This is a genomic window from Sulfurospirillum tamanense (assembly GCF_016937535.1).
Lineage (GTDB): Bacteria > Campylobacterota > Campylobacteria > Campylobacterales > Campylobacteraceae > Sulfurospirillum_B > Sulfurospirillum_B tamanense.
In genome coordinates this window covers 18,783-31,681 of record NZ_JAFHKK010000010.1, presented here as the reverse complement: position 1 = coordinate 31,681, position 12,899 = coordinate 18,783, and the positions used below count along the sequence as shown (strand labels likewise).

At 45.6% G+C, this 12,899-nt stretch carries 12 protein-coding genes; 9 read left to right on the top strand and 3 right to left on the bottom strand.

The features are described from left to right. Positions 1 to 94: 94 nt before the first annotated feature. Positions 95 to 685, bottom strand: a complete 591-nt coding sequence (locus JWV37_RS05940) for an Aq_678 family protein (RefSeq protein WP_205458861.1) — start codon at positions 683 to 685, stop codon at positions 95 to 97. Between the two features lie 58 nt (positions 686 to 743). Beyond that, a complete protein-coding gene (locus tag JWV37_RS05935; RefSeq protein ID WP_205458860.1) occupies positions 744 to 3,317 on the bottom strand; it encodes an ATP-dependent Clp protease ATP-binding subunit in 2,574 nt (857 codons plus the stop codon). A 208-nt stretch (positions 3,318 to 3,525) separates the two neighbouring features. Between JWV37_RS05935 and JWV37_RS05930 the strand changes: the two genes are divergently transcribed. The 9 genes from JWV37_RS05930 to JWV37_RS05890 all read left to right on the top strand — a co-directional run bounded on the left by JWV37_RS05930 (position 3,526) and on the right by JWV37_RS05890 (position 11,919). Beyond that, positions 3,526 to 4,833 (top strand): S41 family peptidase, encoded by a 1,308-nt coding sequence (locus JWV37_RS05930; RefSeq protein WP_205458859.1) that lies wholly within the window; start codon positions 3,526 to 3,528, stop codon positions 4,831 to 4,833. A gap of 9 nt (positions 4,834 to 4,842) precedes the next feature. Next, positions 4,843 to 5,556: a phosphoribosylaminoimidazolesuccinocarboxamide synthase gene (gene purC / locus JWV37_RS05925; protein WP_205458858.1), complete on the top strand. Its 714-nt coding sequence runs from the start codon at positions 4,843 to 4,845 to the stop codon at positions 5,554 to 5,556. Positions 5,557 to 5,567: 11 nt separating this feature from the next. Then, entirely contained in the window at positions 5,568 to 5,807 is a 240-nt protein-coding gene (purS, locus tag JWV37_RS05920; RefSeq protein ID WP_205458857.1) for a phosphoribosylformylglycinamidine synthase subunit PurS, read from the top strand. Further along, positions 5,804 to 6,475, top strand: coding sequence for a phosphoribosylformylglycinamidine synthase subunit PurQ (gene purQ / locus JWV37_RS05915; protein WP_205458856.1), 672 nt, complete (start codon positions 5,804 to 5,806; stop codon positions 6,473 to 6,475). Before purS ends, purQ begins: the two co-directional genes overlap by 4 nt. A gap of 4 nt (positions 6,476 to 6,479) precedes the next feature. Next, positions 6,480 to 7,637 carry a hypothetical protein gene (locus JWV37_RS05910; protein WP_205458855.1) on the top strand — a complete coding sequence of 386 codons (1,158 nt, stop codon included), beginning with the start codon at positions 6,480 to 6,482 and terminating at the stop codon, positions 7,635 to 7,637. Next, the gene (locus JWV37_RS05905) at positions 7,621 to 8,316 is read left to right on the top strand and encodes a lysophospholipid acyltransferase family protein (RefSeq protein ID WP_205458854.1); all 696 of its coding nucleotides are present in this window, start codon (positions 7,621 to 7,623) and stop codon (positions 8,314 to 8,316) included. Before JWV37_RS05910 ends, JWV37_RS05905 begins: the two co-directional genes overlap by 17 nt. Then, positions 8,285 to 8,674 carry a fluoride efflux transporter FluC gene (locus tag JWV37_RS05900; protein ID WP_205458853.1) on the top strand — a complete coding sequence of 130 codons (390 nt, stop codon included), beginning with the start codon at positions 8,285 to 8,287 and terminating at the stop codon, positions 8,672 to 8,674. Before JWV37_RS05905 ends, JWV37_RS05900 begins: the two co-directional genes overlap by 32 nt. Before the next feature lie 110 nt (positions 8,675 to 8,784). Continuing rightward, positions 8,785 to 10,659, top strand: coding sequence for a molecular chaperone HtpG (gene htpG, locus JWV37_RS05895; RefSeq protein WP_205458852.1), 1,875 nt, complete (start codon positions 8,785 to 8,787; stop codon positions 10,657 to 10,659). A 144-nt stretch (positions 10,660 to 10,803) separates the two neighbouring features. Beyond that, positions 10,804 to 11,919, top strand: coding sequence for a PQQ-dependent sugar dehydrogenase (locus JWV37_RS05890; protein WP_205458851.1), 1,116 nt, complete (start codon positions 10,804 to 10,806; stop codon positions 11,917 to 11,919). Between the two features lie 37 nt (positions 11,920 to 11,956). Here JWV37_RS05890 and JWV37_RS05885 read toward each other — a convergent pair whose 3' ends face one another. Next, positions 11,957 to 12,898: a DMT family transporter gene (locus tag JWV37_RS05885; RefSeq protein ID WP_205458850.1), complete on the bottom strand. Its 942-nt coding sequence runs from the start codon at positions 12,896 to 12,898 to the stop codon at positions 11,957 to 11,959. Position 12,899 lies beyond the last annotated feature (1 nt).

Here is a 12,899-nt window from a genome sequence, read left to right as displayed (position 1 = left end):
ATAGTTCAATAATTTTACTTATTAAACTTGACATAATTATACTAAAGTTAAGCGATGATTGTCAATATTTTTCATCACTCTATTTGTATAATTGCTAATTACACCGCTCAACACATATAGACTGCAGCACCACACTCCCACCACACGCCACAAAACATCCATCAAACCCTTCTGAACAGCCGCAACTCTTATCACACCCTGCTACTTCTTGCTCAAGAATCTGTGCTAAATTTGGGGCCAGAGGGGTTAAAGGGGCGAGAGGTTCTTGACGCACTAGGTTTTTTTGAAAAACAGCCAGCTCTTTGGCTCTGGCGCAAGCATAGGCATCTTTCTTATCTTTACATGTAAGGGTGAAAAAACGGTAATCATTATGAAGCTGGGAAGCAAGATAGTCGTAAGCGATTCTGTTTTCGCGATAGCTTCTCCACTGAAGCTGATAGTGTGCTTCATCTTGTTTGAATTGTTTTGAAGCTTCATAAAAGCGATCTCGTGCGCGTTCGCTTGCATGTGCTTGACACGCCTCAAGGCGCTCTTGACAACCCAACACGCAGGACTCTTGACGCACTTGACACTGGGCAACACAAGCCTCTTGACCTTGGCCAATGGCGTACTCTTTTTGTACCATGTATTTTGGTCCACAACCTGCCAAAAAAAAGACCACAAAGAAAAGAAAAAAACCACGCACAACCCACCTCCTTTTTTTAAAAAAGTGTAACAAAAAATCGTGAGTCATGCGTGAAAAATTAGATTTTTTCGATAAAAATTTCTCCCTCTTTGGCGCCAATGCGCAAAGTGTCGCCCTCTTTAATACGCTCTTCTAAAAGCATCTGTGCCAAGGTATCTTCCACCAGCTCATACAACGCGCGTTTAAGGGGTCTTGCGCCATACACGGGGTCAAACCCTGCTTCACCAATCATCTCTTTGGCGGATTCTTCTAAGGTCGCTTCGATGGACATGGCGGCTAATTTCTTGCGCACCTCTTCAAACATGATGGAGACAATGGCGCGCAGTTGGGTTTTGCCTAAAGGATTGAAAATCACAATGTCATCTAGGCGGTTTAAAAACTCGGGCTTAAAGTGTAACTTCAACTCTCCCATCACCGCGTCACGGCGCTGTTCTTTTTCCACTTCCATGATTTTGCCGCTGGCAATGTTAGAAGTCAAAATAATGATGGTATTTTTAAAATCCACCGTTACACCCTTGTTGTCCGTCAAACGCCCATCATCCAAGACTTGAAGGAGGATATTAAAGACATCCGGATGGGCTTTTTCAATCTCATCAAAGAGCAACACGCTGTAAGGTTTGCGGCGTACTGCTTCGGTAAGCTGACCACCTTCGTCGTAGCCCACATACCCTGGAGGCGCACCGACTAGGCGGCTAACAGCATGTTTTTCCATGTATTCGCTCATGTCAAAGCGCACCAACGCGCGCTCTTCATCAAACAAAAACTTCGCCAAGGCTTTAGCGGTTTGGGTTTTTCCCACGCCCGTTGGCCCCAAAAACAAAAAGCTTCCAATGGGCTTATTGCTCTCAGAAAGCCCTGCCTTACTGCGCTTAATGGCGCGCGCCACCGCATGAATAGCCTCTTCTTGCCCCACCACCGTTTGTTCCAAATGGCTCTCAATAGCCAAGATTTTCTCTTTTTCCGTGGTGAGCATTTTACTCACAGGAATCCCCGTCCACTTACTTACGATGGCCGCTATCATCTCTTCATCTACAAAGTTTTTAAGCAGCGTGCCCTCTTCTTGCATCTTCGCCCAACGGGCATTAAGGTTTTTTTCATCCTCAAAAAGAGCAGGGATTTTGCCATACTCAATCTCCGCGGCCTTGTTAAAATCGCTGTTACGCTTGGCTAGCTCCGCTTCCTTGCGCAAGCTGTCAATATCGCTTTTAATGGAAGAGAGTTCCGTAAATACCTGTTGTTCGTTTTCAAACTGGCTCTCAAGGGCTTGGCGTTTTTCATTGGCATCAGCCAACTCTTTTTCAATCACCCGTAAGCGCTCTTCGTTTTTAGCACTCTTTTCCATCTTGAGTGCTTCTTTCTCTACATGTAAAGCAGAAATAAGACGCTTAACACGGCTTAGTTCCGCGGGTTCGCTTTCAATCTGCATCTTGAGTTCCGCCGCCGCTTCGTCGATGAGGTCGATGGCTTTATCGGGCAAAAAACGGTCGGTAATGTAGCGATCCGAAAGGCGCGCGGCCGCTACAAGAGCGCTGTCTAAGATGCTCACGTTGTGGTGGGCTTCAAGACGTTCTTTAATGCCCCGCAAAATCTGCAACGCTTCGTTAATGCTAGGCTCACCCACTTGGATGGGCTGAAAACGCCGTTGCAGTGCCGCATCTTTTTCAAAATATTTGCGGTACTCTTTTAGCGTGGTTGCCCCCACCGTGTGCAGTTCGCCCCTGGCAAGGGCAGGTTTGAGGATGTTGGCCGCGTCCATGCTTCCCTCACTCGCACCCGCACCAATAATGGTATGGATTTCATCAATAAACAAAATAATATTGCCATCTTGCTTGACTTCATCAATCACCGCTTTGAGGCGGTCTTCAAACTCACCTCGGTACTTTGCCCCCGCAATGAGCGCGCTCATATCTAGCGTCACCACTTGGCGGTTTTGCAACGAAAGGGGGACATTTCCCTCCACAATGCGTTGGGCCAAGCCCTCTACAATCGCCGTTTTTCCAGTGCCTGGTTCGCCTAGTAAAATGGGGTTATTTTTCGTCTTACGAATCAAAATCTGCATCATGCGATGAATCTCTTCATCCCGTCCAATCACAGGGTCAAGTTCATGGTTTTTGGCTTTTTGCGTTAAATCGATGCCGTATTTGCCCAGTGCTTCAAGCGTGTCATCTCCTGTTTGTTTGGTGATTTTTTTCCCGCCACGCAAGGCTTCGAGGGATTTTTTAAATTCCATCATGTCAAGGTATTTTTCTAAAATGCCCTTTAGTGGAGCCTTGCTGGCATTAGACAACAACCACGTATCCACTGCCAAAAACGTGTCACCTTGTTTTGTCATGAGCCCTTGGGCCTCTTGCAACGACTCCACAAGCTCGCGCCCTAGCTTGATGCTCTCCTTGGTGACGCTACTGCTTTTAGGGAGTTTGTCCACATGGCTCTTTACCTCAAGTTCTAAGGCCGCTTTATCCACGTTCATTTTTCGCAAAACCTGCGAGAGGATGGATTCTGAGTTAGTCACCAAACCCCAGAGTACATGTAAAGGTGTGGCCTCACTGTTTTTGCTGTGCAAGGCCAAGCTTATAGCACTTTCAAGTGCTTGTGTCATTTGATGTGTTAGGGTTTCAAAAAGCTGATTCATTGTTATTCTCCTTATCTGTATTTATAAGAATAAGTATACAACCTTTAGTCTAGTATTGTCAACTATCTTTATAAATTATCATTAGGAATTATTCCTTGCGTTCGCTAACCAAGAGGTCTTTTGAATAAGAAAAGAGCTCTTGGTTTAGCCTTTTTTTAGGCAATATTGACTACAATCAGGGATTTATAACCCTGGGGAGTATATTCGGATGAAAAAGACACGATTAATGACACTTGGCTTTGTCGCAACGCTCATAGGGGCAACCTTTGCACTTTCTACTAATCTTAATGCCCAGACAGGTGTTTCTGAAGAGAGCAGACTGAGTGCATTAGCAAAATTCACTAAAGTATTAGGAACAGTTGAACAATACTATGTAGACGACATAACTTTTAATGAAATTATCACCAAATCTATCGAAGGGCTTTTGAGCAACCTTGATGCCCATTCTGGCTTTTTGGACCAAAAAAAATTCAAAGATATGAAAGTTCAAACCGATGGTGAGTTCGGAGGACTGGGCATTACCGTTGGGATGCGAGACGGAGCTCTGACAGTCATCGCTCCTATCGAAGACACTCCAGCAGACAAGGCCGGCCTAAAGTCTGGCGACATTGTGCTACGCATCGATGAACAATCCACCTTAAACATGACTATTGACGAAGCCGTAGGCCTTATGCGAGGGAAACCTCAAACAGACATTGTTCTAACTATCGTTCGTGAAGGCGAAGCGAAGCCTTTAACTTTCAAAATCACCCGCGATATTATTAAAATAAACTCTGTTTACACTAAAACTTTTGAAAACGAGAACCTTCTCTACCTTCGCATCACAAGCTTTGATAAGAATGTTGTCGAAAAAACCAAAGAAGCCCTCTCAAAACACCGAAGTGTCAATGGTATTATTATGGACCTGCGCAACAATCCTGGTGGCTTACTCGACCAAGCCGTTAATCTGACGGATCTTTTTGTTAGCGAGGGTATTATTGTCTCTCAAAAAGGCCGCGTCAAGGGAGAAGACCAAGATTACACCGCTAGCAAGCGCACCACCATCACCAATGTGCCCATGGTTGTATTGCTCAATGGAGGAAGTGCGAGTGCAAGCGAAATTGTAGGCGGGGCACTCCAAGACCACAAACGCGCCATTGTTGTGGGTGAAAAAACCTTTGGAAAAGGAAGCGTTCAGGTTATTTTGCCCGTCGGAAACGAAGAGGCTTTACGCCTTACCATTGCACGCTACTACCTTCCCAGCGGTCGCACCATTCAAGCCGTGGGTGTAACGCCCGACATTATCGTTCATCCAGGTAACGTACCAGCCCCTGAAACAGATTACTCCATTAAAGAAAATGATCTCAAACTTCACCTTACCAGTGAACTTGAAAAATTAGCGGCTGAGCAAAAAATGGCGCCAAAGAAAAAAACGGACGAGTCCGTCATCTCTGCCAAACAGCTCTATGGAGACATTCAACTTAAAAGCGCTGTTGACATTGTCAAAGTGCTCTCAATCACAAAACCCAAACACTAAGGAGACCCCGTGGAAAAACACGCGTTGCTTTATGAAGGCAAAGGAAAACGCCTTTATAAAACCTCTGATGAGCAGTTGCTGATCGCAGAATTCAAAGACGACCTTACTGCCTTTAATGCAGAAAAAAGAGGCAGTGAAGCAGGCAAGGGAGCCTTAAACAACAAAATCAGCACGCAACTTTTCCGCATCCTTGAAGAAAAAGGCATCGCGACACACCTTGTTAAGACCCTTGATGACACACACCAGTTGGTAAAAGTCTGTCGCATTATCCCCATTGAAGTCGTTGTGCGCAATGTGGCAACAGGTTCGCTCGTAAAACGCTTAGGCCTAAACGAGGGAGCAGAGCTCCCTTTTCCATTAGTGGAATTTTATTACAAAGACGATGCCCTTGGTGATCCACTGATTAATGATGAGCATTGCTTGGTTCTTGGTCTTGTTAAAAGTGAATCCGACCTCGAAGAGTTGCGCCGCCTTGGAAGAGAAATTAACAGGATTTTAAAAAGCTTTTTTGCTGGACGAAACCTTACGCTTGTTGATTTTAAAGTAGAATTTGGCATTGACAAAGATGGGACTATTTTATTGGCCGATGAAATTAGCCCCGATAGCTGTCGATTTTGGGATACTGCCACCAAAGAAAAGCTAGACAAAGACCGCTTTCGTCAAGGCCTAGGTGACGTAAAAGTTGCCTACGAAGAAGTTTTAAAACGCATTTTAGCCCAATAAGGAAAACATTCATGAAAGTTATCGTAAACGTACAGTTAAAAAATGGCGTCCTTGACCCTCAGGGAAAAGCAGTCCACCACGCCCTTGGCTCGCTTGGTTTTAACAGTGTCAACGATGTGCGCATTGGCAAACAGATTCTTTTAGACGTTGCTGGCACTGATGCCGAAGCAGCCAAAGAAGAGGTCACAAAAATGTGCGAGGAACTGCTAGCCAACACCGTTATCGAAGATTACACAATCGAGCTGGCATGAAAGTAGCTGTTGTTGTCTTTCCTGGTACCAACTGCGAGGTTGACACCAAGCATGCTTACGAGACTTTAGGTCAGGAAGTGGAGCTTGTGTGGCACAAAGAAGAGCGTTTACCCCAAGAGGTTGATTTGGTTGTCCTTCCTGGAGGCTTTAGTTATGGGGACTATTTGCGTAGTGCTGCGATTGCTAAATTTTCACCGATCATGAAAGAGGTTCAATCTCATGCCAAAAAAGGCGGTTACGTACTTGGTATTTGCAATGGCTTTCAAATGCTTTTGGAAATGGGCTTATTGCCAGGTGCGATGAAACGCAATGCCAATGTGCATTTTGTCTCAAAGTACCACCATCTAAAAGTGGAAAACAGTACTAATCAATTTTTGCGCCACCTCACCTCTGGTCAAATCATTAATATTCCCATCGCACACGGCGAGGGAAATTATTTTATTGATGAGGCAGGACTAACTTCTCTTCGTGCGAATAATCAAATTCTTTTGACCTATTGTGATGCTCAAGGAAACCCGCAAAACCCTAATGGTTCTGTTGCCAACATTGCAGGAATTTGTAATGAAGCCAAAAATGTTTTTGGCCTCATGCCACACCCGGAACGGGCCATTGAAGCGCTTCTTGGCTCCAAAGATGGCAGGGCCATGCTAGAAGGGTTTGTTGCCTAGTATCATGGGTTATTTGCGCCACCTTGTTGGGATTTTGTTTTTTATTACAGGTGCGGTTGCGCAAGAGGGGCTTGAGCCCTCTATGTATGACCAAAATCCCAACGCCGGCGAAGTGCGCACACTTGCCGCCACATCCGACACTATCCCACTTCAAGGATTTGCCAAATCCTTGTTTCTCTCTCATGATCCTCCACCTGAACGGGTTTACCGTAATCAGATTTTTGCATTTACCCTCAAAGCGATTGTGGCAAGAGATGATTATAAGGAACTTGAAACCGAGTTTTCTCACAGCGATTCGGTCGTAGTACTAAATCCCCAATCCCCTTGGGTGCGTGAGAGTGAAAATGTTTTTCGCAATACTTTTTACTTAAAAGCAAACCGACAAAATGCACAGCTGCCGCGTACAACTCTCTCGCTTTTGGATGAGGGTATCACCATTGAAACAGATATTTTATTTCCCAAAGCGCTCAACGTGGTAATCCTAAACCACAACGCACTTTTTTCAGGCGTCGTTGCCGAATCTTTACATGTAAAGCGCTTTAAAACGAGTCGATTCGATGCCCAACATTTAATCATGGTTATTGAGCTAGAAGGACTCTTGGCAAACTTGGAAGATTTTTCTCTTCAAGGAATCTCAAAAGGGGGTGCTGACTCCTTTTCTGAAAATTACCCCGAAAGCAAGGTTTTTTATTTTGCGATTTTTGAAGAACACAAAAATACCATAGATTTTACTTATTTTGATGCACAAAGCAACCGTTTTGAACGCGTAACGCTTCCTGTGGTTCTTGACGAAGGGGATGTAAGCACACAAATTGGTCTCAATCCCAAAGAAAGCCCTTTTCAAATCTACAAAAACGCCTCGATACTCATCATTGCGGCACTGTTTTTGTTGCTCTACGCCTTTCGCCGCAAAATAATTTATCTAATACTGGGGTTGCTTCTTTGCGGATATTATGCATATTCTCAATCTCCTTTTAGCCATATCACCCTTAAAGCCGACACACGCGTGCGCATCATCCCTACAGAAAAATCTACTATTTTTTTCACCACTGACGCACCCTTGCAAGTAGAGCAGCTGGGAAAGCGGGAAGAATATCTTAAAATACTGCTTCCAACTGGCAAAATTGGCTGGGTAAAGGAGGAACATGTTCGCAAAGATTAGAGCCGTCTGGGCATTAGTAGAACTCTCTATCAGCATTCCCATCACTATTGCGCTAATGTATTTATTTAACACCCACCATCGTCGCATTCGAAAAACATGGGCAAAATTACAATCTTTTTTCCTGGGGTACACTTTGATTCAAAAAGGAACCGTTGACCCTGAGGCCAAACTTCTTGTCATGAACCACCAGAGTTTACTTGACATTGTTGCCATGGAAGCCTTACATCCCGCAGATCCTTGCTGGGTGGCAAAAAAAGAGATTGAAAACATTCCTGTTTTTGGGCATATTATGCACCCACCAAAAATGATTTCCATTGATCGCAGCGATCGTCGCTCTATGGTTAAGCTTTTAAAATTAGCCAAAGAACGCATCGAAGAAGGACGGGTTATTGCTATTTTTCCCGAAGGCACACGGGGAAAAGGAGAATCCCTTTTAAAATTCCAAGAGGGTGCTAAAGCTTTGGCTGAAAAGTTAAATTTAAAAGTCCAACCTGCCATCATCACAGGAACCCGTCGCATTTTGGATTCTCAACATTTTGAAGCACGCAGCGGAACAGTGCGTATTACTTTTTTGGAAACCATTGACCCAAGTGCCGATGCAAACTGGTACGAAAACCTTAGATTCGCCATGGAAAAGGCCCTCGCCGATGAGTTGGCAAACCCTTCTAGCCATCGGTAGTGGCGGGTTTCTTGGCGCCATAGCACGGGCTTACTTGAATGGACTCATTAACCACACCCTGCCCCATTCTCTCCCTTTGGGAACTTTGGGAGTAAACCTCGCGGGGAGCTTTCTTTTGGGGGCGTGTTTTGCTTTTTTTATGCACACTACATGGTTTTCTTTACCTTTGAAATCTTTTCTCACCACAGGATTTTTAGGCGCTCTTACCACCTATTCCACTTTTGCAATGGAAACATTTTGGCTTTTTCAAGGAGGTTCACTACTTCTTGGCATTAGCAATATGGGGCTCAATCTTTTAGGCACGGTTCTTGCCGCAGGAGGCGGATATAAGTTGACCGAACTGCTGTTTACCTCCTAACCTTTCCGATAATTAATCTATATTCTTTAGTCAATGAAGCTAAACTTCCTTGATTGATTAAACTAATTGTGATAAAATTACACTAAAAATTTACATGTAAAAGGAGCACTATGTCCAAACATCAATTTCAAACCGAGGTCAGTCAGCTTTTGCATCTGATGATTCATTCTTTGTACTCCAACAAAGAGATTTTCCTCCGCGAACTCATCTCCAACTCCTCCGATGCCCTTGACAAACTGAACTACTTGACATTGACGGACGAGTCGTACAAAACACTCAGTTATGTCCCGCGCATCGACATCGTTGCGAACAAAGAGGCCAACACCCTCACCATCAGTGACACCGGCATCGGCATGAACGAAGAAGAGTTGGTGGAGAATCTTGGCACCATCGCCCGAAGTGGTACCAAGTCCTTTGTAGAACGCCTGAGTGGGGATGCCAAAAAAGACTCCACCCTCATCGGACAGTTTGGCGTTGGGTTTTACTCTGCCTTCATGGTAGCCACCAAGATTAGCGTGGTTTCCAAAAAAGCAGGCACGGAAGAAGCTTTTTGCTGGGAAAGTGAAGCGGGAGACAGCTACGACATTACCCCAACCACCAAAGAAACCCACGGCACCACCATCACGCTGACCCTCAAAGAAGAAGAAAAAGAGTTTTTGGAGTTTTACCGCCTTGAGAGCATCGTCAAAAAATACTCCAACCACATTCCCTTTGGCATTTTTATGGACAAAGAGGAGTACACCCCTTCTGAAAAAGAAGAGGAAGAAGGCACCACTGAAGTTAAAAACGTCCAAATCAACAAAGCTTCCGCCCTGTGGCGTTTGTCTAAAAATGAAATTAAAGAAGACGAATACAAAGATTTCTACAAGCAACTCTCCCATGATAGCACCGACCCTATCTTGTGGTCGCACACCAAAGCAGAGGGAACCCTAGAGTACTCTACTCTCTTTTACGTCCCTGCAACCGCGCCTTTTGACCTCTTTCGAGCAGACTTTCAATCAGGCGTAAAACTGTACGTCAAGCGCGTGTTCATCACCGATGATGAGCGCGAACTCTTGCCTATGTACTTGCGTTTTGTGCGCGGTATCATCGACGCAGAAGACTTGCCTTTAAATGTTAGCCGTGAAATCCTACAGCAAAACCGCATCTTAGAAACCATCAAACAAGCCTCGGTGAAAAAAATCCTAGGCGAGCTTAAAAAACTCAAAGGCAAAGACGACGCCAAATACCTTGAGTTTTACAAACTCTTTGGCAAAGTCCTCAAAGAGGGCTTGTATGCTGACTATGCTAACCGCGATGCCATCTTAGACCTTGTGCTGTTTAAATCCAGCAAACGCGAAGGTCTTGTGAGCCTTAAAGAGTATAAAGAGGCCATGAAAGAGGGGCAAAAAAGCATTTATTACATCACGGGCGAAAACGAAGCCATGCTTAAAAACTCGCCGCTCATCGAGAGTTTCAAGAAAAACGACATCGAAGTGTTGTTGCTTGATGAAGAGGTGGACGCCATCGTTATGCCGATGGTCAACGAATACGACAAAACCCCCATCAAACCCGTCAACAACTCTGACGTGGACGAAGAAATCACCGAAGACAAAGAAAAAGCCAAGGCGGATGAGGGCAAGTACCAAGAGATTTTAGTCAAGATGAAAGAAGTGCTCAAAGAAGAAGTCAAAGAGGTGAAAATCTCTAGCCGTCTGAGCGACTCGGCTTCATGCCTCATCTACGACAAAAACGACCCCGACTTTCAAATGCAGCAAATGCTCAAACAAATGGGCCAAGACAACCTACCCAAAGTCAAGCCCATTTTGGAAATCAACCCCGATCACGGCATCGTTCAAAAACTGGCCGAGTCTAAAGACTATCTCTACCTAAACGACATCGCGCACCTCTTGCTCGACCAAGCCAAACTCCAAGAAGGCATGAAAATCGAAGACGTGAGTGCCTTTACTAAGCGCATGAATACGTTCATCACCAAAGCCCTCTAACACACGTTTACATGTAAGGATTTTTTCCTTACATGTAATCCTTTTTCTTTAGCTATCCATACCCCTCCCAAGATAGACTTGTGATTGCTTTTGCATTGACCCACGCAAAAGGTCGTGTTATAATGTTTCTTACAAGGAGTCACCATGATGCGCTTATGCTTGGCACTCTGCCTTCTTTTTTCTTTTTTGCAAGCAACATCTCTTTTTGACGCTCAAAGCGAGGGGATGGGCTATCGCGTTGAACGCATTGCTTCGGGTCTTCAAGGCATCCCTTGGGGGATGGCTTTTGTAGATGAGCACACCCTTTTTATCACCCAAATCCAAGGAGACATGCTACTCCTAGACACCCGCACCGCCCTTGTGCAACCTGTGTTTGGAATGCCTTTTGAGCCCCTTTATGGCGGGCAAGGAGGCTTGTTGGATGTTGCCATTTCGCCCCACTTCCAAGAAGATAGCACCCTCTTTTTTACCTATGTCAAATCCATCAATTTTCAAGGGGCCACCACCCTTGCGCGGGCCACCCTAGAGGGCCACATCCTCACCCAATGGAAAGATTTGCTCATCACCCACTCCACTTCTGGCACGTCGCGCCATTTTGGCAGTCGCATTGCTTTTGATGAAAAAGGGTATGTTTATTTTAGCGTCGGTGACCGTGGCATGCGAGATGAGGCCCAAGAGTTACGTAGTCACACGGGGACGATTGTGCGGCTTCGTCAAGATGGCACGATTCCTGAAGATAACCCTTTTATAGACCACCCTTTTGCCCTCAAAGAAATCTACTCCTATGGCCATCGAAATCCCCAAGGGCTTGCCTTTGACCCCACCACTCATCGTCTTTATGCTAGCGAACACGGCCCACGCGGTGGCGATGAGATTAACCTTGTAGAAGCAGGCAAAAACTACGGCTGGCCGACGATTAGTTATGGCAAAGAGTACTGGGCTCCCATCAGCATCGGCGAGGGCACGCACAAAGAGGGGTTAGAACAGCCTTTACACCACTACACCCCTTCCATTGCGCCGGGGTCTTTACTGGTTTACACGGGGGATGCTTTTCCTGCATGGCGAGACAATCTGTTTTTAGGGGCACTCAAACTTCAGCACCTCAACCGCATTGTCCTTAACAAGAATGGTAAAGTTATCAAAGAAGAGCGCTTATTGGAGTCTTTGGGCTTGCGGATTCGTCAAGTGATTCAAAACCACGAAGGACACTTGTACCTTTCCACTGATACAGGAGAGATACTGCGCATCGTTCCCCAATAAGCCTCCTTTACATGTAAAGATACAAAAAATAAAGGTTTTAAACCACTTTTTGACGGAAAAAAAGAAAGCAAAACAACCCCAAGCCAATGAGTCCAAGCCCTGCAAAAGCCACCATGCTTGGCAAAGGTGAGTCCAAAAACACCATGCCCCCCAATAATGCAAACACCACTTGACTTGACTGGCTAGCGTCCACCCCAGCTAGCTCACTAGGGGTGTGAGCCAAAGAGCGCGCAAAAAGAAAAATACTCGTAGCCACCACCCCTGAAAAAAGCGCTACTAGCGCTGTTTGAAACACTTGCGCGCCACTGGGCATCGGGGGCTGAACACTCAAAATAAGCACCGCCCACAAAGGAAAAGACCCCATGCTCATCACCAGTACTTTCACAAAAGCGTTGGCTAGTAACGGGGAGGAAATATGAGGCAAATGGGCATGTTTTCCCCGCGAAGCTTCCCATACAAGCTGATTGCCAAAGGGGTAACAAAAGGCCGCTATAAACACAGGGAGTGCGCCAAGCAAAAGGGTCTGGGCAGTGATAGATTGGGTATGGGAAAGGTTCACAAGCAAGACGCCCACAAAAACAAGCGCGGAAAAAAACCATACACGCTTAGGAAAACGCTGGCCAAAAAGCATTAAGACAAACAAACTTGCCACCACGGTAAATTGCCACGTGGAGGCGATAACCCACCCTGGCGCACTCTTAGCACTAAAACAAATGAGCGCGTAAAACCCGCCAAAGCCCACGCCACCCGCAAGCACCCAAAAGCGCCAGTGGGCCAAAAAAAGCGCCCATGTGCCCTTAAGCAAAGCCGCGCCACCTTTAAACCACAACACCGCGACCAAAAACAGCACCATAAATCCATACCGAAGCGAAGCCGACCAGACCCAGTGTCCGCCCCCTAAACTCATGGCTTCATTGAGCAAAAACGTGGTACTAAAAAAAGCACCCGAGAGAATTCCTAGGAGTAAAAGTCGCACCATT